Below are 22211 nucleotides of genomic sequence, written 5' to 3'. Positions count from 1 at the left end.
GGTTTCCGCAATGCTCGCCGAACTCGACGACGAGTGGCTGACCGGCAAGGTCTATCTCAACTTCAACCTGTAACCCGGTTGTCATGACCACCCAACCGGAAATTTACAGAAAAGAGGTTGCACAATCTTCGCCCTTGAATTCGACCGCGAGGGTTTCCCCGGCGGCAATCATCGGTAGGAGTTGCTCGGAAGTGATTTGGCCCATCGCTCGTCGGCTCCCATGCTAAACGCTACGTTGCTCATAGCCTCAGCGCAGGCGCATGTTCAACGCTCCGTTCAAAACCCCAACTCCCGCAAATTCGCCTCGATCGCCGCATCCAGCCGCGCCGCCTCCTCGCGCTGCTGCCGCCATTGGGCGGCAAGCCGGGCCATCTTCTCCGCAAACGGCTCGCCGCTGTCCTCCTGCTGCGCCGCGCCCACATAGCGCCCAGGCGTCAGCACGTGGCTGTGCTGGCGGATTTCATCGAGCGTGGCCGATTTGCAGAAGCCGGGGATGTCGGCGTATTCCCCCGCGCCCGGCTCACCACGCCAGGCGTGGTAGGTGTCGGCGATGCGTTGGATTTCCTCGTCGGTGAGTTCGCGCCGGGTGCGGTCCACCAGCACGCCCATCTGGCGCGCGTCGATGAACAGCACCTGCCCGCGCCGGTCGCGCCAGCCCTTGCCCGGGTTCTTGTTGCGCGCCAGGAACCACAGGCAGGCGGGGATCTGCGTGGAGTAGAAGAGCTGCCCGGGCAGCGCTACCATGCAGTCCACCACGTCGGCCTCGATCATGGACTTGCGAATCTCGCCTTCGCCCGACTGCTGCGAGGACATGGAGCCGTTGGCCAGCACCACGCCTGCGGTGCCGTTGGGGGCAAGGTGGTGATGGATGTGTTGCAGCCAGGCGAAGTTGGCATTGCCCACGGGCGGCACACCGAAAGTCCAGCGCACATCCTCGCGCAGGCGCTCGCCGCCCCAGTCGGAAATGTTGAACGGCGGGTTGGCGAGGATGTAATCGGCCTTGAGGTCGCGCAGTTCGTCCTTGTGAAAGCTGCCCTCGTTGTTCCAGCGGATGTCGGCGTCGATGCCGCGCACCGCGAGGTTCATCTTGCACAGCCGCCAGGTGGTGTAGTTGCTCTCCTGCCCGTAAATCGCAATGTCGCCGATGCGCCCGCCGTGCTCCTGCACGAACTTTTCCGACTGCACGAACATCCCGCCCGATCCGCAGCAGGGGTCATAGACGCGGCCGCGGTAGGGTTCGAGCATCTCCACCAGCACGCGCACGACCGACCGGGGCGTGTAGAACTCGCCGCCGCGCTTGCCCTCCGCGCCCGCGAACTGGCCGAGGAAGTACTCGTACACGCGCCCGAGGATGTCGCGCGATAGGTCGCCCGCCTCGCCCAGCGCAATGCCGGAGATCAGGTCGATGAGCTCGCCCAGCATCACCTTGTTGAGCGCGGGGCGGGCGTAGTCCTTGGGCAGCACGCCCTTCAAGGACTCGTTGTCTTTCTCGATGGCGCGCATGGCCTCATCGATCAACAGGCCGATTTCCGGCCGCTTGGCATGGGCTTGCAGATGCGACCAGCGCGCCTCCTTCGGCACCCAGAAGACGTTCTCGGCCAGGTATTCGTCGCGGTCTTCCGCGGCCGCTGGGTCTTGGGCCAAAAGCGCCCGGTGCTTGGCCTCGAAGGCGTCCGAGATGTATTTCAGGAAGATCAGGCCCAGGACGACGTGCTTGTAGTCGGAAGGTTCCATATTGCCGCGCAGCTTGTCGGCGGCTTTGAACAGCTCGGCCTCGAAACCGAGCACGGCGGCAGCTGGGTTTGCATGGCGGCTGGTGCGTGGCATGCTGGCTCCCTCATCGTGGGTTGGTGAACAGGGCCCATTGTGCATACCGCGCGCCCCGCTCACGGCCCAAGGCCCCGCCTACAATTGCGCCACCATGCTCGATATCGCCACCCTGCGCCGCGACCTCGACGCCGTCGTCGCGCGGCTTGAGACCCGCAAGAACCCCCAACCCTTCCTGGACGTGGCCGCCTTTACCGCGCTCGAAAACGAGCGCAAGGCCTTGCAGGTGCGCACCGAGGAGTTGCAGGCGCGCCGCAACAGCCTGTCCAAGCAAATTGGCGCGCTCAAAGGCAAAGGCCAACACGCCGAGGCCGAAGCCGTGATGGCCGAGGTGGGGCAGATCAAATGCGCGCTGGAAGCCTCGGCCGCGCGCCTGGAGCAGATCCAGGCCGAGCTGCAGGCGCTGCTGCTGGCCGTGCCCAACCTGCCGCAGCCGGAGGTGCCGGTGGGGCCCGACGAGAGCGGCAACGTGGAGCTGCGCCGCTGGAGCCCCGCGGGCGGCCTGGGCGGCGACCCGCTGCCGTTGCCGTTCGAGCCGCGCGACCACGTGGCGCTGGGGGAGCGGCTGGGGCTGGACTTCGAGACCGCGGCCAAGCTCAGTGGCGCGCGCTTTGCCGTGCTGCGTGGGCCGATTGCCCGGTTGCACCGGGCGCTGGCGCAGTTCATGCTGGACGTGCAAACCGGCGAGCACGGCTACACCGAGTGCTATACCCCCTACATCGTCAACGCCGAGACGCTGCGCGGCACCGGCCAGCTGCCCAAGTTCGAGGCCGACCTGTTCGCTGCCAAGAAGGGTGGCGCCGAGGGGGACGAAGCGGCGATGTACCTCATCCCCACCAGCGAGGTGACGCTGACCAACTTGGTGCGCGATACCATCCTGGCGGAAGCCGAGCTGCCCATCAAGCTGACGGCGCACACGCCGTGCTTCCGATCCGAGGCCGGGGCGGCGGGCCGTGATACCCGTGGGCTGATCCGCCAGCACCAGTTCGACAAAGTGGAGATGGTGCAGATCGTGCACCCTCAGCACAGCCACGCCGCGCTGGAGGAGATGACCGGCCACGCCGAAGCGATTTTGCAGCGCCTGGGGCTGCCGTACCGCGTGGTGTTGCTGTGCACCGGCGACATGGGCTTTGGCGCCGCGCGCACGCACGACCTGGAGGTGTGGCTGCCGGCGCAGGGGACCTACCGCGAAATCAGCTCGGTGAGCAACTGCGGGGATTTTCAGGCCCGCCGGCTGCAGGCGCGCTTTCGTAACGCCCAGGGCAAACCCGAGTTGGTGCACACGCTCAACGGCTCTGGGCTGGCCGTCGGGCGCGCCCTGGTGGCGGTGCTGGAAAACTACCAGAACGCCGACGGCACGATCACCGTGCCCGAGGCGCTGCGGCCCTACCTCGGCGGGGCTGAGCGGCTGTAACAGCCGTCAGCGCAGCCCCGCGCCGGCGGCGTCGAAGTCGCGCTGGATCAGCTCGATCTTGTAGCCGTCCGGGTCGGTGACGAAAGCGATCACCGTGGTGCCGCCTTTGACCGGCCCCGGCTCGCGCGTGATGGTGCCGCCGGCCGCGCGAATGCGTTCGCACGCCGCGTACACGTCGGGCACGCCGATGGCGATGTGGCCGTAGGCGGTGCCCAGCTCGTATTGCTCGACGCCCCAGTTGTAGGTCAGCTCGATTTCGGCCTGGCCAGGGTTGCCGCCGTCGTAGCCCAGGAACGCCAGCGAGTACTTGTACTCGGGGTTGTCGGAGGTGCGCAGCAACTGCATGCCCAGCACCTGGGTGTAGAAGTCGATGGAGCGCTGCAGGTTGCCCACCCGCAGCATGGTGTGGAGGATACGCATACTCGGTAGTGTCACTGAATACGGCCAAAACTGGTGCGCAGTGGGTCAATGCCCCCGCCGCCGCCCTTGCCAGAGCCGCCGCGGTTTTTGTTGCGGTTGCGCCGGCCACGGTCGTTGAGCGCGTCGATGCCGGTGCGCAGCGGGTCCGGCTGGCGTGCCGGGGCCGGGGCCTGCGCCTTGCGCGCCCCCGACGGCTGTCCAGCCCGGTTGTCACGGCCCGCGCCCTCGCGCGGCGGACGCGGCTGGCCGGCCGCGTCGGTGCCGGCGGCTTTGTTTTTGTTGCGGCGGCGCCGGTTGCGGCTGCGCCTCCCCTCGGTGTCGATGCGGGTGCGTGCCTCTAGCGGGGCATCGGCGTCGGCCCCGGCTGCGGCGTCGGCTGGGGCCTCGTCACCATCGTCGTCCGCCACGGCCGCCTGGGCAGCCGCGGGGCGGGCGGCGCCCGGGCCCTTGCGGGCGCGCATGCGCTCCATCATTTCGCGCCGCGCCGCCTTGGCGGCCGCAGCCATCACCTCGCGGCTGGGCGGCTTGCCCGCGCCACCCCACAGCACCTGGCGGCCCATGGCGATCGGCTCGGCCTTCTCGTCCGGCTCGGGCATGAAGTCGGGCAGCACCTGCACCGGGATCTGCTGTCCCGTGAAGCGCTCGATGGCCATCATCCAGCCCTCTTCATCCAGGCTGACGAAGCTCAACGCCTCGCCCTCGGCGCCGGCGCGGCCGGTGCGGCCGATGCGGTGCACATAGTCTTCCGGGACGTTGGGGATGTCGTAGTTGACCACGTGCGGCAGCTCTTCGATGTCGATGCCGCGCGCCGCGATGTCGGTGGCCACCAGCACCCGCAGCTGGCCGCTCTTGAAGCCCTCCAGCGCTTGCGTGCGCGCAGTCTGGCTCTTGTTGCCGTGCAGCGCCATGGCGGTGATGCCGTGGTCGTTGAGGAACTGCGCCACCTGGTTGGCCCCGAACTTGGTGCGCGTAAACACCAGCACCTGCGTCCAGCCGTTGCCATCCAGCAGGTGTTTGAGCAAGGCCATCTTCTTGTTGCGGCCCACGGGGTAGATGGTCTGGCGGATGCGCTGCACCGTGGTGTTGGGCGGCGTGACCTGGATGTGCTTGGGGTCGCGCAGCAGGCTGGCCGCCAGCGTCTTGATCTCGTCGCTGAAGGTGGCGGAAAACAGCAGGCTTTGCTTGTTGCGCGGCAGCAGCGCCAGCACCTTGCGCACGTCGTGGATGAAGCCCATGTCGAGCATGCGGTCGGCTTCGTCGAGCACCAGGATCTCCACCGTGGAGAGGTCCAGATGCCCCTGATCGGCCAGGTCGAGCAGCCGCCCGGGCGTGGCCACCAGGATGTCAGCACCCTTGGCCAGTTTTTCGATCTGGGGGTTGAGGCCGACGCCGCCAAACACCACCGCCGACTTGAGCTTGAGGTGCTTGCCGTAGGCTTTGACGGACGCCTCGACCTGGGCGGCGAGCTCGCGGGTGGGGGTGAGCACCAGCGCGCGGATGGGCCGTCGTTGGCCGCGCTTGGGGGTCTCGCCGCGCGTGGCCAGCAGATGCAGCATGGGCAGCGTGAAGGCGGCGGTTTTGCCGGTGCCGGTTTGGGCGCCAGCCAGCAGGTCGTGTCCGGCCAGCACGGCGGGGATGGCCTCGGCCTGGATGGGGGTGGGCGTCTCGTAGCCCTGCTCGCGCACGGCCTCGACGATGGCCGGCAGCAGTTGAAGTTCTTCGAATGTCATGTGGAAAATCGGGCGCCCATGCCGGGGCGCGCGGCATCGGCCCTTGCCGTTGGGTTGACGGGCTGCACCGCGGTGCAGCGCGCCCCAGGCGGCTCAGTCGGGGGCAGATGGGGTCTGAAGAAGCTGCGCCGGAACGCGACTGTCGGCCCATGCGCTGCACCGATTGTCGCATAACTGGGATAATTGGCCCGAACCCGGGCTGCGTTCCCGGGACATTTTTTTCACGATCCGTTGTTTTTTCGAGGGTAGCCTGCGATGGCCCAATACGTATTCACGATGAACCGCGTCTCCAAGACCGTGCCGCCCAAGCGGCAGATCTTGAAGGACATTTCGCTGAGCTTCTTCCCCGGCGCCAAGATCGGCGTGCTGGGGCTCAACGGTGCGGGCAAGTCAACGCTGCTCAAGATCATGGCCGGCGTGGACAAGGACTTCGAAGGTGAAGCGGTGCCGATGCCGGGCATCAAGATCGGTTACCTGCCGCAGGAGCCGCAGCTCGACCCCGACAAGACCGTGCGGGAGACGGTGGAGGAGGGCATCGGCGGTGCGCTGGCGGCCAAAAAGCGGCTGGAGGAGGTCTACGCCGCGTATGCCGAGCCCGACGCCGACTTCGACGCCCTGGCCGCCGAGCAGGCCGAGTTGGAGGCGATCATCGCCGCCGCCGGCAGCGAAAACACCGACTTGCAGCTCGAACTGGCGGCCGACGCGCTGAACCTGCCGCCGTGGGATGCGGTGATCAAGCACCTCTCGGGGGGAGAGAAGCGCCGCGTGGCGCTGTGCCGGCTGCTGCTGTCCAAGCCCGACATGCTGCTGCTGGACGAGCCCACCAACCACCTGGACGCCGAGAGCGTGCACTGGCTCGAGCAGTACCTGCAGCGCTTCCCCGGCACGGTGGTGGCCATCACCCACGACCGCTACTTCCTGGACAACGCGGCCGAGTGGATTTTGGAGCTCGACCGCGGCATGGGCATCCCCTACAAGGGCAACTACTCGCAGTGGCTGGAGCAAAAAGAGCGCCGCTTGGAGCAGGAGCAAAAGGCCGAGGACGCGCGTCGCAAAGCCATGAAGGAGGAGCTCAAGTGGGTGCGCGCCAACGCCAAGGGGCGCCAGGCCAAGAGCAAGGCGCGCCTGCAGCGCTTCGAGGAGCTCAGCGACTACGAATACCAAAAGCGCAACGAGACCAACGAGATCTTCATCCCCGTGGCCGAGCGCCTGGGCTCGCAGGTCATCGAGTTCAAAAACGTCAGCAAATCGTTTGGCGATCGGCTGTTGATCGACAACCTGTCGTTTAGCGTCCCGGCGGGGGCCATCGTCGGCATCATCGGCCCCAACGGCGCCGGCAAGTCCACGCTGTTTCGCATGATCCAGGGCGTGGAAAAGCCCGACAGCGGCGAGATCATCATCGGCCAGACCGCCAAGCTGGCCTTCGTGGACCAAAGCCGCGACAGCCTCGACGGCAACAAGACGGTGTGGGAGGACGTCTCGGGCGGACTGGACAACATCGTCGTGGGCAAATTCGTCATGCCCAGCCGCGCCTACCTCGGGCGCTTCAACTTCAAGGGCAACGACCAGCAAAAGCGCGTGGCCGACCTCTCCGGCGGCGAGCGCGGCCGGCTGCACCTGGCCAAGACGCTGGCCAAGGGCGGCAACGTGCTGCTGCTGGACGAACCCTCCAACGACCTCGACGTCGAGACGCTGCGTGCGCTGGAAGAAGCGCTGCTCGAATTTGCCGGCTCGGCCCTGGTCATCAGCCACGACCGCTGGTTCCTGGACCGCATCTGCACCCACATCCTGGCGTACGAGGGCGACAGCCAGTGGTACTTCTTCGACGGCAACTTCACCGAGTACGAAGCCGACAAGGTGCGCCGTCTGGGCGAAGAGGGTGCGCGGCCCAAGCGCGTGCGCTTCAAGTCGCTGACATGAGCGCCGACACCCTGCCCACGCCCGCCCCCGGGGCCGGTGCCCCGGACGTGGCGGCGGTCGAGGCGGCCATGCGCCGCTGGGTCGAGCGCGCCGTCATCGGGCTCAACCTGTGCCCGTTTGCCAAGGCGGTCTGGGTCAAAAACCAGGTGCGCATCGCGGTCAGCCAGGCGCGGCACCTGGATGCGTTTTTGGACGACCTGGACGCCGAGCTGCTGCGGTTGCGCGACACCCCGCCCGAGGTGCTGGACACGACGCTGCTCGTGCATCCGACGCTGTTTCCGGATTTCTTTGTCTTCAACGATTTTTTGGATGTCGTGGACCGCGTGGTCGAGGAGCACGGGCTCGAGGGCGTCATCCAGGTGGCGCCGTTTCATCCCGACTTTGTGTTCGAGGGCACGCAGGCGAGCGACATCACCAACGCCACCAACCGCGCACCCTACGCGACGCTGCACCTGCTGCGCGAGGACAGTGTCGCGCGCGCGGTGGCTGCGGGCGACTCGGCCGAGACGATCGTGCAGCGCAACCTCGAGACCTTGCGCCGCCTCGGGCCACAGGGCTGGCAGCGGCTGCTTGCCGATGCGGATTGAGAAAAAAGCGCATTCGTGATCATTTCGCGTCAAAATGGCGGGAATGAAATCTCTGGACAACGAAGGTCTGCTGCCGCTGGATAGCGAGTCGTACTACACGACGCTGGAAGTCGCGCGCATGCTGGGCATGGCGGTGCGCTCGGTGCAGCTGATGGTCGATCGCGGTGACCTGCAGGCGTGGAAGACGCCGGGCGGGCACCGGCGCATCACGGCCTCGTCGCTGCAGCGCTGGCTGGCGCGCAGCCGCGCTGGCTTGGCGCCGCCCGCGGCGGCGCGTGCCGCGCGCCCGCGGCGTGGCACCGTGCGTGGCGGTCGGCCCCCGCGCATCCTGCTCATCGAGGATTCGTCGCACTTCCAGCATTTGGTGCAGCTGCTGGTGCGCCAGCGCTTTCCGCAGGTGGAGCTGCACGTCGCCAGCGACGGCATCTCGGGGCTGGTGTCGTTTGGCCAGCTGCAGCCGGATCTGCTGATCGTCGATATCCTGCTGCCGGGCATCGATGGCGCCTCCATGGTCATGGGCCTGCGGCGGCAGGAGCTCATCGGTGGCTGCGGCCTGATCGTGCTAACCTCCCTCGACGAACAGGCGCGGCGCGACTACGCCCATGCGCTGCAGGATGTCACGGTGGTGCACAAGCCCGATCTGGTGCGCGCGTTGCCGCCACTGATCGAGCAGGCCCTGGGTGAGCGGTTGGCCGCGGCCGAGCCGGCGGAGCACGCCGCACCGGACGCCTCGGGCTAAGCGGTGGCAGGGCCGGCCACGTGCCGGCTGTGCGCTGGCCGTGCGCAGGGTGCGTGCCGCCTCAACCGGCAAAGCGTGACCAGTCCCCCGGCACCAGCCACAGCAGCGCCGCGGTCATCACCACGTAGCGCAGCAGTTTGCCCACGGCCATGTAGGCTACGCAGGGCCAAAACGGAAATTTCAGCCAGCCGGCCACCGCGCACAGCGGGTCGCCGACCGCCGGCAGCCAACTGAGCAAACAGGCTTTGGGGCCAAAGCGCTGCAGCCAGTCCAGGGCGCGCAAGTGGGTGGGCGAGCCGCGCGCGCGGTCGATGGCGGCGTGCGCGCCGTAGCCCATGGCCCAGCTGACGGCGCCGCCCAGGGTGTTGCCCACGGTGGCCACCAGCACGGTCGGCCAGAACAGCTCCGGCTGGAGCTTGACGAGCGCGAACACCGCCGGCTCGGACCCCATGGGCAGCAGCGTGGCCGACACGAAGGCGACCACGAATACCGTGGTCAGGCCCACCTCGGGCAGGCTGAGGATGTGCAGCAGCGACAACAACCAGGCGTCCATGGGCAGCGGGTTGGGGTGGCCCGCAGTATAGGGGGAGGGGGATGACCGCGCGCGGCGCTACAATGTTGCCTCATTTTTCAGCATCTGCCGTCCAACCCCAACCCCCCATGAGCGCCGCCGGCCCCGCGATCGGCCCCTATGTGCTGCCCAATCGGCTGTTCGTTGCGCCCATGGCGGGCGTGACCGATCGGCCCTTTCGCCGCTTGTGCAAGCGGCTGGGCGCCGGCTACGCGGTCAGCGAGATGATCACCTCCCGCCCCGAGTTGCGCGACAGCCTCAAGACCGCGCGGCGCGCCAACCACGAGGGTGAACCGGGCCCGATCGCGGTGCAGATCGCCGGCACCGACCCCGCCATGATGGCCGAGGCGGCGCGCTACAACATCGACCGTGGGGCGCAGATCATCGACATCAACATGGGCTGCCCGGCCAAAAAAGTGTGCAACCGCTGGGCTGGCTCGGCGCTGATGCAGGATGAGCCGTTGGCGGCCGCCATCATCGAGGCGGTGGTGGCCGCCTGTGAGCCGCACGGCGTGCCCGTGACGCTCAAGATGCGTACCGGCTGGTGCGCCCAGGCCCGCAACGCACCGCGGCTGGCCCGCGTGGCCGAAAGTGCCGGCGTGCGCCTGCTGGTGGTGCACGGCCGCACGCGCGAGCAGGGCTACCGCGGCCAGGCCGAGCACGAGACGGTGGCGGCCATCAAGGCCAGCGTGCGCATCCCGGTCGTGGCCAATGGTGACATCGACAGCCCCCAGGCGGCCGAGCGTGTGTTGCGCACCACCGGGGTCGATGCGGTCATGATCGGCCGCGCGGCGCAGGGCCGCCCGTGGCTGTTTCGCGAAATCGCGCACCACCTGGCCACCGGCCAGCCGGCGCCGCCGCCCACGCACGAGGAGCTGCGCGGCTGGCTGCTGGACCACTTGCACGACCACTACGCGCTGTATGGCGAATACACCGGCGTGCGCAGCGCCCGCAAGCACCTGCTGTGGTATTTGCGCGCGCTGGGCGGGCCGCCCGCGGCGCAGCAGCGCCTGCGCGACGCTGTGGTCGAAGCCGAGACCTGTGCCGCGCAGCTGCGCGCGGTGCAGGCGTTTTTCGATGACTGTGCTCTGCCCCTGGCCGCATGAACCCACCCACCTTGCCCGATTGCGTGCGGGCCAACCTCGAGGCCTACTTTGCCGATCTGGGTGACACCGAACCCGCCAACCTGCACGACATGCTGGTGCGCGCGGTCGAAAAGCCGTTGCTCGAAGTCGTCATGGCGCGCGCGCGCGGCAACCAGTCACGCGCGGCGCAGTGGCTGGGCCTCAACCGCAACACCCTGCGCAAAAAGCTGCTGGAACATGGCCTGCTCGACGGCTGAGCCGCCACCGTACGTTTGACCCATCCCCGAGGACCCCACGATGAGAGCCCTGATCTCCGTATCCGACAAGACTGGCGCGCTGGAGCTGGCGCGCGCGCTGCACGCGCTGGGCGTGACGCTGATTTCCACCGGCGGCACGGCCCGGCTGCTGGCCGACGATGGCCTGCCCGTGACCGAGGTGGCGGAGGTGACCGGCTTTCCCGAGATGCTCGATGGCCGCGTCAAGACGCTGCACCCCAACATCCACGGGGGGCTGCTGGCGCGGCGTGACGTGCCCGCGCACATGGCGGCGCTGGCCGCGCATGGCATCGCGCCCATCGATCTGCTGGTGGTCAACCTGTACCCGTTCGAGGCCACCGTGGCGCGCGCCGGGTGCACGCTGGCCGAGGCGATCGAAAACATCGACATTGGGGGACCGGCGATGGTGCGCTCGGCCGCCAAAAACTGGCGCGATGTCGCGGTGCTGACCGATCCGTCCCAGTACCCGGTGGTGCTGGCCGAGCTGCGGGACGCGGGCCGCGTCAGCGATGAAACCCGGCTGCGGCTGGCGATCGCCGCGTTCAACCGCATCGCACAATACGATGCGGCGATCAGCCAGTACCTGTCGGCGCTGGACCTGTCGGCGGGGGTGCCGGCGGCCGACGCGGCACCGGCGCGCCTGCCCTTTGCGGGCCAGTTCAACGCCTGCTGGACCAAGGTGCAGGACCTGCGCTACGGCGAAAACCCGCACCAGCAAGCGGCGTTCTACCGCGAGCCGGACGCGCCGGACGGCTCGCTGGTGACCGCCCAGCAGCTCCAGGGTAAGGAACTCTCGTACAACAACATCGCCGATGCGGACGCGGCCTGGGAGTGTGTCAAAGGCTTTGCGGCGCCGGCGTGCGTGATCATCAAGCACGCCAACCCGTGCGGGGTGGCGATTGCCGAATCACCCCTGGAGGCCTACCGCAAGGCCTTCCAGACCGACCCGACGAGCGCGTTCGGCGGCATCATCGCGTTCAACCGCCCGCTCGACGGCCAGACCGCGCAGGCGGTGGCGCAGCAATTCGTCGAGGTGCTGATCGCGCCGGACTTCACCCCCGAGGCGCTGGCGGTGTTCAAGCCCAAGGCCAACGTGCGCCTGCTGCGCATCGCACTGCCGGCCGACGTGGCGGCCACGCGCAACCGGCTGCACTGGCAGCGCGTTGGCGGGGGGGTGCTGGTGCAAACGGCCGATCACCACGTGCTGCAGGCAAGCGAGCTGCGCGTGGTCACGCGCCGCCAGCCCACCGCGCAGGAGCTGCAGGACCTGATGTTTGCCTGGGCCGTGGCGCAGTACGTCAAGAGCAACGCCATCGTGTTTTGCAAGGACGGCATGACCATGGGCGTGGGCGCGGGTCAGATGAGCCGGCTGGATTCGGCGCGCATCGCCAGCATCAAGGCCCAGGCGGCGGGCCTGAGCCTGCAGGGCACGGCGGTGGCCAGCGACGCGTTCTTCCCGTTCCGTGACGGGCTGGACGTGGTGGTGGATGCGGGGGCGACCTGCGTCATCCAGCCCGGTGGGTCGGTGCGCGACCAGGAGGTCATCGATGCCGCCGACGAGCGCGGCGTGGCGATGGTCTTCACCGGGGTGCGGCACTTCCGCCACTGACCGCCTGGGCGCGGCCTTCAGTGGCCCAGCACGAACACCGCCGGTAGGTCCAACGGCAGTGTGGGGGGCTGGCGCCGCCAGTCGGCCACCCGCGCGCTGTGCACGGCCTGGGTCGGCAGGCCCAGCCCGCAGGCCACGGCCAGCCGCGTGTCGGGCTTGAGGGCCTGCAGCGCGGCCTGCAGCAGCGCGCGGTTGCGGTACGGCGTTTCGATGAAGAGCTGCGCCTGATCGAGCCGGCGCGCCGTGGCCTCCAGCTCGCGCAGGCGCACCAGGCGCGCCGCGGCATCTTGCGGCAGGTAGCCGACGAAGGCGAAGCGCTGTCCGTGGCAGCCACTGGCGGCCAGCGCCAGCATCAGCGACACCGGGCCCGTCAACGGCACCACGCGCAGGCCCAGCGCGTGCGCCGCGCGCACCACCGCCGCGCCCGGGTCGGCGATGGCGGGCATGCCGGCCTCGCTGACCAGGCCGATGTCGTGCCCGTGGCGCGCCGGGGTCAACCACTGCCGCGCCTGCGCCTCGGCTTCGGCATGGGCGTCGCCGTGCTTGTGCCACGCGCGCGGCAACTCGGTGATCGTCTGTTGCGGCAGTGGCGCGGCCAGTGGCTGCACCGCCTGCACGCGTTTGAGGAACGCGCGCGTGCTCTTGGCGTTCTCGGTGATCCAGTGCGTCAGGCGCGCCGCCACCGCCAGCGTGGCCTGCGGCAGTGCCAGGCGCACATCGGGCTGTGGCTCGCACCCAAAGTCCAGTGGCGTGGGCACGAGGTAGAGCGTGCCGGGTGTGGCCACATCCGCAGCGGGCGCGCTCATGGCAGCGTCACCCCCGCGGCGCGCAGCAGCCGCGCGGTGCGAATCAGCGGCAGGCCCACCAGCGCGGTCGGGTCGTCGCTGACGATGGCCTCCAGCAGCGCGATGCCCAAGCCCTCGCTCTTGGCGCTGCCGGCGCAGTCGTAGGGGCGCTCGGCCTGCAAGTAGCGCTCGATTTCCGCGTCGCTGAGGTCCCGAAACCGCACCTCCACCACGGCCACGTCCTCGGCCGCGTAGCCCGTGGCGGCGCAGACCACCGCCAGCGCCGTGTGGAAGCGCACCGTGCGCCCGCGCATGGCGCGCAACTGGGCCACGGCGCGCGCGTGCGAGCCGGGCTTGCCCAGCCCAGCGCCGTCCAAGTCCGCGACCTGGTCGCTGCCAATCACGATGGCCTGCGGATGCCGTCGCGCGACGGCCTGCGCTTTGGCGCGCGCCAGCCGGCGCGCCAGGTCGGCGGGTGCCTCGCCGGGCAGGGGGGTTTCATCCACGTCGGGCGCGGCGGTGTCAAAGGGCAGGCGCAGCCGCGCCAACAGCTCGCGCCGGTAGGCGGATGTGGAGCCGAGGATGAGCGGCCGCGGGGGGGCTGGGGGCATGGTGTCCATGCCGGTATTGTCGGGCCGCGCGCGCTATCCTTGCGCGGGCACGATGTGGAGGCTGGCATGAACACACAGGCAAGCGGTGAAGCGGGCGCGCCGGCGCCGCCCGACGCCCCGTGGCACCCGTTGTGCCACGGGCGCGAGTTGGTGGACGGGGGCGAGGCCGTGCCCTTTGACGTGCGCTACCGCGGGCAGACCTGCCGCGCGTTTGCCATCCGCTACCGGGGGCAGGTGCACGCCTACCTCAACCGCTGCAGCCATGTGGCGATGGAGATGGACTGGATGCCGAATCGCTTTTTCGATGTGACCGGGCATTTCCTGGTGTGCGGCGCGCACGGCGCCTTGTTCGAACCGCACACCGGGCGCTGTGTCGGTGGCCCGGGGCGCGGGCCGCTGGTGGCCATTGCGGTGCGCGAGCACGACGGGGTGGTCTTTTGGCAGTCACAATACGACCTGCAACCCGTGGTTTTTTGAATGCCCATGACGCCTGACGACACCCCGACGCCACCGCCGGCGCCCCCGGCAGCGACAGCCCCTGCGGCTCCTCCCACCGCTGGTGAGGCTGCCGCGCCCGGCTGGGAGCGCGCCGTGCTGGAAAAACTGGCGCTCGCTGCGCTGCAGGAGCAGCGCGCCGCGCGCCGCTGGCGCAACCTGTGGCGGCTGGTGTGGCTGTCGCTGGTGCTGGTCGTGGCGTGGGTGCTCTACCGCGACGTCGCGCCGCCCAAACCCAGCCAATCCCCGCACACCGCGCTCATCGAGGTGCGCGGCGAAATCGGGCCCGACAACGAGGCCAACGCCGCCAACATCGTGGCGGCGCTGCGCTCGGCGTTCGAAGACCCCGGGGCGCAGGCGGTGGTGCTGCTGTTCGATTCGCCAGGCGGCAGCCCGGTGCAGGCGGGCATCGTCAACGACGAGATCTGGCGCCTCAAAACCCTGCATGGCAAGCCCGTGTACGCGGTGGTGGAGGAAACCTGCGCCTCGGCGGCCTACTACATCGCGTCGGCGGCCGACCGCATCTACGTGGACAAGGCCAGCCTGGTGGGCAGCATCGGTGTGCTCATGGACGGCTTTGGATTCACCGGCCTGATGGAGCGGCTCGGCATCGAGCGGCGTTTGCTGACGGCGGGTGAGAACAAGGGCTTTTTGGACCCGTTCAGCCCGCAGACGGCGCGCCACCGCGCATACGCGCAGCAGATGCTCGACGAGATTCACCGCCAGTTCATCGAGGTGGTGCGCAAGGGGCGCGGTGAGCGCCTGCAGGAGACGCCTGAGACGTTCAGTGGCCTGGCGTGGACGGGCCAGCGGGCGGTGGAGATGGGGCTGGCCGATGACTTTGGCAGCCTGGACTACGTCGCGCGCGAGGTGGTCAAGGCCGAAGACATCGTCGACTACACCCAGCGTGAGACGGTGGCCGAGCGGCTGGCGCGGCGTTTTGGCAGCGGTGCTGCCGAGACGGCGTGGCGCCTGACGCGCAGTGCATGGCCCGTGTGGCGATGATGACGCCGGTGCAGCGGGACCGCATCCTCATCGTGGGCGGGGGGATGGCGGGGCTGGGCGCCGCGCTGGCGTGCGCGCGTGCGCGACCGTATGCGGAGGTGACCCTGCTGGAGCGCGCGCCCGAGTTTTCCGAGGTGGGGGCCGGCATCCAGCTCGGCCCCAACGCGGTGCGGGTGTTGCACGCCTGGGGCTTGCGCGATGCGCTGCAGGCGGTGGCGGCCTATCCGCAGCGGCTGCGCGTGCGCGCCGTGTCCTCGGGCGCCGAGCTGGGCCAACTGCCCTTGGGGGAGGCGGCACGCCAGCGCTACGGCCAGCCCTATGCCACCGTGCACCGGGCCGACCTGCATGGCCTGCTGCTGGCGGCGGTGCAGGACACGACCGGCGTGGCCCTGCACACGGGCGAGGCCGTGGTCGATCACACCAGCGGGCCGGATGGCGTGGCGGTGACCACGGCCACTGGGCGGCGCTGGGATGCCGATGTGCTGCTGGCGGCCGACGGGGTGTGGAGCCGCATCCGCGAGCGCGAGTTGGGCGACGGACGGCCGCGCTTCAGCGGCCACCTGGCCTACCGCGGCCTGGTGCGCATGGCCGATCTGCCGCCGGCCCTGCGCGCGCCCGAGGTGGTGGCGTGGCTCGGCCCCGGGCTGCACGGGGTGCACTACCCGGTGCGCGCTGGGCAGTGGCTCAACGTGGTGGTGGTGGTCGAAGGGCCGCTGCCACCGGCCGATACCGAAAGCTGGGACCACGAGGCCCACGCGGTGAACCTGCGCGCGGCCTTGGGCGCGGTGCATGCGGACCTCGAAGCGGTGCTGCACGCCGTGTTGCGCTGGCGGCTGTGGCCGCTGCACGTGCGCGCGCCGATGCGCGGTGCGCACGAGCATGCGCGTGGCCGCGTCGCCCTGCTGGGGGATGCGGCGCACCCGACCCGGCCGTACCTGGCGCAAGGCGCGGCCATGGCGCTGGAGGATGCCTGGGCCCTGGGCCGGCTGCTGGCGGCCGACGCGGCGCCGGACTGGCGCGCGTGCCTGGCGCGCTGGGCCCAGGGGCGCTGGGCGCGCAATGCGCGCGTGCAGGCGGTGTCGCGCCGCAACGGCACGGTCTTTCACGCCAGCGGGCTGGTGCGCTGGGGCCGTGACGCGGCCATGGCGCTGCTGGGCGCGCGTGTGCTCGACCAGCCATGGCTCTATGATGGCCCCCCGGATCCCCTGGTCGCCGCACGGCACTGACGCCGGCGGTTGGCTGCACGGTGTCATCGCATGAACGTCCCACCCGCCGCCCGCAGGACCCTGCCCGCCGCCGCGCCCGACGCTGCGTCGTCGGCCCGGCGCCGCCTGTTGCTGCGTGGCGGGGCCTGGTTGACCGCGGCGGCGTTGCCGCCGGGGTGGGCAGCGCCGAAGGCGACGACACAGCCTTCGGCGTCGGGCAGCGCACCCGCGTGGCCGGTGCGGCCGCTGCGCCTGGTCGTGGGGCATCCGCAGGGGGCCTCGGCCGACGACATGGCCCGGGCGCTGGCGGGGCCCCTGGCGGCGTTGCTGGGGCAGCCGGTGGAGGTGGACAACCGGCCCGGGGCCGCGGGGCTGGCCGCAGCCGCTGCCGTGGCGCACGCCGATGATGACCACACCGTCGGCCTGATGCCCGGGGTGCACCTGACGGTGGCGCGCCTGCTGCACCCGGCGCTGGCCTACGATCCCCTGACCGACCTGCGCCCGGTGGCGCTGGTGGCGATTGCGCCGCTGGCGCTGTGCGTTGCGCCCCAGCTCGAGGTGCGCGGCAACGCGGCGCTGCAGGCGATTCGGCGTGCTGGTGTGGCGTGGCAGTACGGCAGCCCCGGGGTCGGGACGCCCTTTCATCTGGGCATGGAGGCCCTCAAAGCGGCGGCGGGCTGGCAGGCCCTGCACGTGTCGTACCCGGGCAATCCCCAGGTCATCAACGCGTTGCTGCAGGGGGATGTGCAATTGGCGCTGCTGCCCCCGTCGCTGGCCGTGGCGCAATGGCGCGCGGCGCGGCTGCCGGTGGTGGCGCTGACTTCGCCACAGCGCAGCGCCCTGATGCCGGGCGTGCCCACGCTGGCCGAGCGGGGCGTGTCCGAGTTTGCCTTCGAACATTGGTACGCCCTGGCGGCGCCACTGGCCTTGGCGCCCGAGCATGCCGGGGTGCTCGCGCGCGCGCTGCGCAGCGTCGTGCGCGCGCCGTCGCTGCAGCAGCGGCTGGCGGCGCTGGGTTGGCAGGCGGCCGCATCGACCCCGCAGGTGCTGGCACGCCGCATCGCCGCGGAGGTCGACCGGTTGCGCCCGGTGATCCAACGCCTTCCGATACGGACACCCTGACATGACCACCCCCACCGATACCACGGCCGCGCTCAAACTCTCGCCATGCCCGCCGGTGCCGCCGAGCGACGACGGGCGCACGCAGCTCAAGTTGCGGCGCGTGGCCATCGACACCTACCGCGAAAACGTCGCCTACTTGCATCGCGATTGCGAGCTCTACCGGGCCGAGGGCTTTCAGGCGCTCGCCAAGGTTGAGGTGCGCGCCAACGGTCGCAGGGTGTTGGCCACGCTCAACGTCACGCTCGATCCACGCATCGTGCGCTGCGACGAGATCGGCCTGTCGATGGAGGCGTTTGCGCAGCTCGGGGTGGAGGCCGGACACCCGGTCACCATCCAGCAGGCCGAGCCGCCGGCCTCGATCGCCGCGCTGCACCGCAAGATCGGTGGCGAGCGCCTGACGCGCGAGGAGTTTTACGCCATCGCGCGCGACATCGCCGAGCACCGCTACTCCAAGATCGAGCTCTCCGCCTTCGTCGTCGCCACGCACGCCAGCGAGCTCGACCGCGAGGAGGTGTATTTCCTCACCGAAGGCATGATCGCCGCCGGCCAGCGGCTGGATTGGCGCGAGCGGTTGGTGGTGGACAAGCACTGCATTGGCGGCATTCCCGGCAACCGCACCTCGATGCTGGTGGTGCCCATCGTCGCCGCGCATGGGCTGGTGTGTCCCAAAACCTCCTCGCGCGCCATCACGTCGCCGGCCGGCACCGCCGACACCATGGAGGTGCTGGCGGAGGTCGAGTTGCCCATCGAGCGCCTGCAGGAGATCGTGCGCGCCCACCGCGCCTGCCTGGCGTGGGGGGGCACGGCGCAGCTCTCGCCGGCCGACGATGTGCTCATCGCGGTGGAGCGCCCGCTGTCGCTGGATTCGCCGGCGCAGATGGTGGCCTCGATTCTGAGCAAGAAAGTTGCCGCCGGCTCCAACCACCTGGTGCTCGACATCCCCGTTGGCCCCACCGCCAAGGTGCGCAGCGTGCCCGACGCGCAGCGCCTGCGCCGCCTGTTCGAATACGTGGCGCGGCGCCTGGGCCTGTCGATCGACGTCGTCATCACCGACGGTCGGCAACCGATCGGGCAGGGTATAGGCCCGGTGCTGGAGGCGCGCGATGTGATGCGCGTGCTGCACAACCACCCGCATGCCCCCATCGACCTGCGCCAAAAGGCGCTGCGGCTGGCGGGCCGCTTGCTGGAGTGCGACCCGGACATCCGCGGTGGCGATGGCTATGGCATTGCGCGCGACATTCTGGATTCGGGCCGGGCACTGGCCAAAATGCAGGCCCTGATCGAAGCGCAGGGCGCGCGCCCCTTCGACCCCGAGCGGCCGCCGCTGGCGCGCCACCGCTTCGAGGTCACCGCCGCGCGCGACGGCGTGGTCACCGGCATCGACAACCAGCGCATCGCCCGCATTGCGCGCCTGGCCGGCGCGCCCAAGGTGGCTGGTGCAGGGGTGGACCTGATGCGCAAGCTCGGCGAGCCGGTGCGCGCTGGCGAGGTGCTCTACCACGTCTACGCCGAATACCCGGCCGATCTCGAGTTCGCGCGCGAAGCCAGCGCGCACGCCAGCGGCTACACCATCGGTGAGCCGCACGAGGTACCGCAGATGTTCGTGGAGTTTTGACCGTGCCTGCGCTGCTGTGTTTTGACGACGAACGCCCCGCGGCGCAGCGCTTGCTGACCGCACTGCAGGCCGCCGAGGCGCCCGGCCAAGACCCGACGGGGGGCGAGCCCTGGCAGTTGGCGGTGGTCGAGCGCCACCGCTTTCCCGACGGCGAATGGCGCTTGCGCCTGCCGGCCACCTTGCCGACGGTGGTGGCGTTCTACCGCAGCCTGCACCAGCCCAACGAAAAGCTGGTGGAACTGCTGTTGGCCGCGCCGGCCGCGCGCGAGCTGGGCGCGCAGCGCCTGTGGCTGGTGGCGCCGTACCTGGCCTACATGCGGCAGGACATGGCCTTTTCCCCGGGCGAGGTGGTCAGCCAGCGCCACATCGGCCGCTGGTTGGCCGCAGCGTTCGACGGCCTCATCACCGTCGATCCGCACCTGCACCGGGTGGCGGCGTTGGCCGACGCCGTGCCATTGGCGGATGCGCAGGCTCTGAGCGCCGCGCCGGTGCTGGGGGCATGGGTGGTGCAGCGCCGCCCTGGCGCCTTGCTGCTGGGCCCCGACGAGGAATCCGCCCAGTGGGTGCAGCAGGCGGCGGCTGCGACGGGTTTGCAGGCCGCTGTGTGCCGCAAGGTCCGCCATGGCGACCGCGAGGTGCAGGTGGCGTTGCCGCCGCTGGACGTGCGCGGCCGCGCGGTCGTCATCCTGGACGACATGGCCAGCACCGGCCGCACCGTGGCCCAGGCCGCGGCGGCCCTGCGCTCGGCAGGGGCTGCGTCGGTGGATGTCGCGGTCACGCACGCGCTGTTCGTCGGGGACGCACTGGTCGCCCTGCAGGCTGCCGGCGTGGGCGAGGTCTGGAGCACCGACAGCGTGCCGCACGCCAGCAACGCGGTGCCGCTGGCGCCGCTGCTGGCCCCGGCGCTTCAGAGGTCGGTGCGCAGCTTCCAGATCTCGGGGAACAGCACCACGTCGAGCATCTTGCGCAAATAGCCCACGCCGCTGGTGCCCCCGGTGCCGCGTTTGTAGCCGATGACGCGCTCCACCGTCGTCAGGTGGCGAAAACGCCAGAGCCGAAAGGCATCTTCCAGATCGGTCAGCTCCTCGCCCAGCTGGTACAGGTCCCAGTGGCGCTGCGGGTCGCGGTACACCTGCAGCCAGGCGGCTTCCACGGCGTCACTGGCCTGGTAGGGCTGGGTCCAGTCGCGCTCGAGGTGGCTGGCCGGCACCGGCAGGCCGCGCCGCGCCAACAGCCGCAGCGATTCGTCGTACAGCGATGGCGCCTCGAACGCGGCACGCACTCGCGCCAGCAGGTCCGGGCGGTGTGCGTGCGGGCGCAGCATGGCGGCGTTTTTGTTGCCCAGCGTAAATTCGATGCAACGGTACTGGTAGCTTTGAAAGCCGCTGGACTGCGCCAAATACGGCCGAATCGCGCTGTATTCCGGCGGCGTCATCGTCGCCAGCACATCCCAGGCGTGCACGAGTTGCTCCATGATGCGGCTCACGCGCGCCAGCATCTTGAACGCTTCGGGCAGCCGGTCCTCGGCGAGCGCCACCTTGGCCGCGGCCAGCTCGTGCAGCATCAGCTTCATCCACAGCTCGCTGGTCTGGTGCTGGATGATGAAGAGCATCTCGTTGTGATCGGGCGACAGCGGCTTTTGCGCGTTGAGGATCGCATCGAGCTGCAGGTAGTCGCCATAGGTCATCGCGTCGTGGTAGTCGAGCCGCGCGTGTTCGGCGTGCACGATGGCTTCCGGCCTCGGGTCGTGGTGCGTCATCGGTGGCTCCTGCGTGCATCAGGTCACGGCCTGGGGGCGCTGCAACGCTGGGTCGCGCCATGCGCCGGTCTGCAGCACCTGGTACAAGTGGTCGACCGCGTGCCAGACGTCCTCGAAGCCGACGTACAGGGGGGCAAAGCCAAAGCGCAGGATGTCGGGCTGGTGCGCGTCACCGGCGCGAAAATCCCCGATCACCCCGCGCGCGATCAGCGCCTGCACGATGGCGTAGCCGCCCTCGGCGCGCGTCAGGCACACCTGCGAGCCGCGCCGCTCGGGCGCGCGCGGCGTCACCAGCGCCAGCCCGTGTCCGGCGCAGCGCGCCTCGACCAGGGTGATGAACAGCTCGGTCAGCGCCAGCGACTTGCGCCGCAGCGCCGCCAGGCCACCCAGCGGCTCGGCCGCGAGCACGGTGCGCACACCCACCTCCAGCGCCGCAAGGCTCAGGATGGGCTGGGTGCCGCACAGCAGGCGCTGCACGCCCGGCGCGGGCTGGAAATCGGGGGTGAAGGCAAACGGCGCCGCGTGGCCCCACCAGCCCGTCAGCGCCGGCCAGTCGTCGGCGCCGAAGCCCGCACCCAGGCGCGGGTTGACCCAGGCAAACGCCGGGGCGCCGGGGCCGCCGTTGAGGTATTTGTAGCCGCAGCCCACCGCAAAGTCTGCGTCCGCGCCGTTCAGGTCCACCGGCACCGCACCCGCGCTGTGCGCCAGGTCCCAGACCATCAAGGCGCCGGCTGCGTGCGCCGCGGCGGTCACCGCGGCCATGTCGTGCATGGCCCCGGTGCGGTAGTTCACATGCGTCAGCATCACCATGCCGACATCCGGCCCCAGCGCCGCCGGCAACGTCTCGCGCGGGTCGCCGTCGATCAGCCGCAACGTCCAGCCGTGGTCGCGGCACAGCGCCTCGGCCACGTACAGGTCGGTGGGGAAGTTGCTGCGCTCGCTCACCAGCACGCGCCGGCCCGCGTCACGCCGGCGCTGCAGGTGCATGGCCAGGCTCAGCACCTTGAACAGGTTGATCGAGGTGCTGTCGGTGGCGACCGTCTCGCCCGGCCCGGCGCCGATGAGGCGGCCGATCAAATCGCCCACGCGCTGCGGCAGGGTAAACCAGCCCGCTGCATTCCAGCTGCGGATCAGCCCCTGGCCCCATCCCGCGCGCACCACGTCCTGCACGCGCGCGGCGGTGGCGTGCGGCAGCGGGCCCAGGGAGTTGCCGTCCAGGTAGATCACACCGGCGGGCAGGTCGAACTGATCGCGCAGCGGGCGCAGGGGGTCGGCCGCGTCGAGGGCGCGGCAATCGTCCAGGGTGGGGCAGCGCTGCGACGAGATCGGCCTGTCGATGGAGGCGTTTGCGCAGCTCGGGGTGGAGGCCGGACACCCGGTCACCATCCAGCAGGCCGAGCCGCCGGCCTCGATCGCCGCGCTGCACCGCAAGATCGG

21 protein-coding genes are annotated in these 22211 nt (G+C 70.0%); 13 read left to right on the top strand and 8 right to left on the bottom strand.

Annotation, left to right across the window (positions count from 1 at the left end; translation table 11 throughout):
* Window positions 1-276 precede the first annotated feature (276 nt).
* Entirely contained in the window at window positions 277-1827 is a 1551-nt protein-coding gene (locus Tther_RS10110) for a class I SAM-dependent DNA methyltransferase (RefSeq protein WP_143903495.1), read from the bottom strand.
* A 94-nt stretch (window positions 1828-1921) separates the two neighbouring features.
* On the opposite strand from Tther_RS10110, the gene serS reads away from it, so the two are divergent.
* Window positions 1922-3241, top strand: coding sequence for a serine--tRNA ligase (gene serS, locus Tther_RS10105; protein ID WP_143903493.1), 1320 nt, complete (start codon window positions 1922-1924; stop codon window positions 3239-3241).
* A 6-nt stretch (window positions 3242-3247) separates the two neighbouring features.
* Here the strand turns inward: serS and gloA are convergent, their stop codons facing one another.
* Window positions 3248-3661: a lactoylglutathione lyase gene (gloA, locus tag Tther_RS10100; protein WP_143903491.1), complete on the bottom strand. Its 414-nt coding sequence runs from the start codon at window positions 3659-3661 to the stop codon at window positions 3248-3250.
* Window positions 3662-3672: 11 nt separating this feature from the next.
* Window positions 3673-5391 carry a DEAD/DEAH box helicase gene (locus tag Tther_RS10095; protein WP_143903489.1) on the bottom strand — a complete coding sequence of 573 codons (1719 nt, stop codon included), beginning with the start codon at window positions 5389-5391 and terminating at the stop codon, window positions 3673-3675.
* A 255-nt stretch (window positions 5392-5646) separates the two neighbouring features.
* Between Tther_RS10095 and ettA the strand changes: the two genes are divergently transcribed.
* Genes ettA through Tther_RS10080 form a run of 3 tightly spaced genes read left to right on the top strand, consistent with a single transcriptional unit; the run spans window position 5647 to window position 8637 of the window.
* The gene (gene ettA, locus Tther_RS10090) at window positions 5647-7311 is read left to right on the top strand and encodes an energy-dependent translational throttle protein EttA (RefSeq protein ID WP_143903487.1); all 1665 of its coding nucleotides are present in this window, start codon (window positions 5647-5649) and stop codon (window positions 7309-7311) included.
* Window positions 7308-7898 (top strand): DUF1415 domain-containing protein, encoded by a 591-nt coding sequence (locus tag Tther_RS10085; RefSeq protein ID WP_221934020.1) that lies wholly within the window; start codon window positions 7308-7310, stop codon window positions 7896-7898. Before ettA ends, Tther_RS10085 begins: the two co-directional genes overlap by 4 nt.
* Window positions 7899-7941: 43 nt before the next feature.
* Complete coding sequence (locus tag Tther_RS10080; RefSeq protein WP_143903485.1) at window positions 7942-8637, top strand: helix-turn-helix domain-containing protein; 696 nt, start codon at window positions 7942-7944, stop codon at window positions 8635-8637.
* A 61-nt stretch (window positions 8638-8698) separates the two neighbouring features.
* On the opposite strand, the gene Tther_RS10075 is transcribed toward Tther_RS10080, so the two are convergent.
* Window positions 8699-9190 carry a YqaA family protein gene (locus tag Tther_RS10075; protein WP_143903483.1) on the bottom strand — a complete coding sequence of 164 codons (492 nt, stop codon included), beginning with the start codon at window positions 9188-9190 and terminating at the stop codon, window positions 8699-8701.
* 107 nt (window positions 9191-9297) lie between these two features.
* Here Tther_RS10075 and dusB point away from each other — a divergent pair, with 107 nt between their 5' ends.
* From dusB to purH, 3 genes are read left to right on the top strand one after another with little or no spacing between them, the layout of a single operon-like run.
* Window positions 9298-10314 carry a tRNA dihydrouridine synthase DusB gene (gene dusB, locus Tther_RS10070; RefSeq protein ID WP_143903481.1) on the top strand — a complete coding sequence of 339 codons (1017 nt, stop codon included), beginning with the start codon at window positions 9298-9300 and terminating at the stop codon, window positions 10312-10314.
* Window positions 10311-10550: a helix-turn-helix domain-containing protein gene (locus Tther_RS10065; RefSeq protein WP_143903479.1), complete on the top strand. Its 240-nt coding sequence runs from the start codon at window positions 10311-10313 to the stop codon at window positions 10548-10550. The genes dusB and Tther_RS10065 overlap by 4 nt, the downstream gene beginning before the upstream one ends.
* A 40-nt stretch (window positions 10551-10590) precedes the next feature.
* Complete coding sequence (gene purH, locus Tther_RS10060; protein WP_143903477.1) at window positions 10591-12177, top strand: bifunctional phosphoribosylaminoimidazolecarboxamide formyltransferase/IMP cyclohydrolase; 1587 nt, start codon at window positions 10591-10593, stop codon at window positions 12175-12177.
* Between the two features lie 17 nt (window positions 12178-12194).
* Here the strand turns inward: purH and Tther_RS10055 are convergent, their stop codons facing one another.
* Together Tther_RS10055 and Tther_RS10050 are read right to left on the bottom strand one after the other, a co-directional pair.
* Window positions 12195-12983 carry an SAM-dependent methyltransferase gene (locus Tther_RS10055; RefSeq protein WP_143903475.1) on the bottom strand — a complete coding sequence of 263 codons (789 nt, stop codon included), beginning with the start codon at window positions 12981-12983 and terminating at the stop codon, window positions 12195-12197.
* Window positions 12980-13573, bottom strand: coding sequence for a Maf family nucleotide pyrophosphatase (locus Tther_RS10050; RefSeq protein ID WP_143903501.1), 594 nt, complete (start codon window positions 13571-13573; stop codon window positions 12980-12982). The genes Tther_RS10055 and Tther_RS10050 overlap by 4 nt, the downstream gene beginning before the upstream one ends.
* Before the next feature lie 66 nt (window positions 13574-13639).
* Here Tther_RS10050 and Tther_RS10045 point away from each other — a divergent pair, with 66 nt between their 5' ends.
* From Tther_RS10045 to Tther_RS10020, 6 genes are read left to right on the top strand one after another with little or no spacing between them, the layout of a single operon-like run.
* On the top strand, window positions 13640-14050 hold the full coding sequence (locus tag Tther_RS10045) for a Rieske (2Fe-2S) protein (protein WP_143903473.1): 411 nt from the start codon (window positions 13640-13642) through the stop codon (window positions 14048-14050).
* Window positions 14051-14056: 6 nt separating this feature from the next.
* Entirely contained in the window at window positions 14057-15073 is a 1017-nt protein-coding gene (locus Tther_RS10040) for a S49 family peptidase (protein WP_143903471.1), read from the top strand.
* Window positions 15073-16299 (top strand): FAD-dependent monooxygenase, encoded by a 1227-nt coding sequence (locus tag Tther_RS10035; RefSeq protein ID WP_143903499.1) that lies wholly within the window; start codon window positions 15073-15075, stop codon window positions 16297-16299. Before Tther_RS10040 ends, Tther_RS10035 begins: the two co-directional genes overlap by 1 nt.
* Window positions 16300-16329: 30 nt before the next feature.
* Entirely contained in the window at window positions 16330-17400 is a 1071-nt protein-coding gene (locus tag Tther_RS10030; RefSeq protein ID WP_143903469.1) for a Bug family tripartite tricarboxylate transporter substrate binding protein, read from the top strand.
* A gap of 1 nt (window position 17401) precedes the next feature.
* Window positions 17402-19015 carry a thymidine phosphorylase family protein gene (locus Tther_RS10025; RefSeq protein ID WP_143903467.1) on the top strand — a complete coding sequence of 538 codons (1614 nt, stop codon included), beginning with the start codon at window positions 17402-17404 and terminating at the stop codon, window positions 19013-19015.
* Between the two features lie 2 nt (window positions 19016-19017).
* On the top strand, window positions 19018-19989 hold the full coding sequence (locus Tther_RS10020) for a ribose-phosphate diphosphokinase (RefSeq protein WP_143903465.1): 972 nt from the start codon (window positions 19018-19020) through the stop codon (window positions 19987-19989).
* Here the strand turns inward: Tther_RS10020 and kynA are convergent.
* The gene (gene kynA / locus Tther_RS10015) at window positions 19923-20774 is read right to left on the bottom strand and encodes a tryptophan 2,3-dioxygenase (protein WP_143903463.1); all 852 of its coding nucleotides are present in this window, start codon (window positions 20772-20774) and stop codon (window positions 19923-19925) included. The genes Tther_RS10020 and kynA overlap by 67 nt on opposite strands.
* 18 nt (window positions 20775-20792) lie before the next feature.
* Window positions 20793-22208, bottom strand: a complete 1416-nt coding sequence (kynU, locus tag Tther_RS10010; protein ID WP_246098996.1) for a kynureninase — start codon at window positions 22206-22208, stop codon at window positions 20793-20795.
* Window positions 22209-22211 lie beyond the last annotated feature (3 nt).

This window comes from Tepidimonas thermarum, from assembly GCF_007556705.1.
In the GTDB taxonomy this organism is placed as follows: Bacteria; Pseudomonadota; Gammaproteobacteria; order Burkholderiales; family Burkholderiaceae_C; genus Tepidimonas; species Tepidimonas thermarum.
Note: the sequence above shows the minus strand (reverse complement) of the source record. Positions and strands in the feature narration are given on the sequence as shown.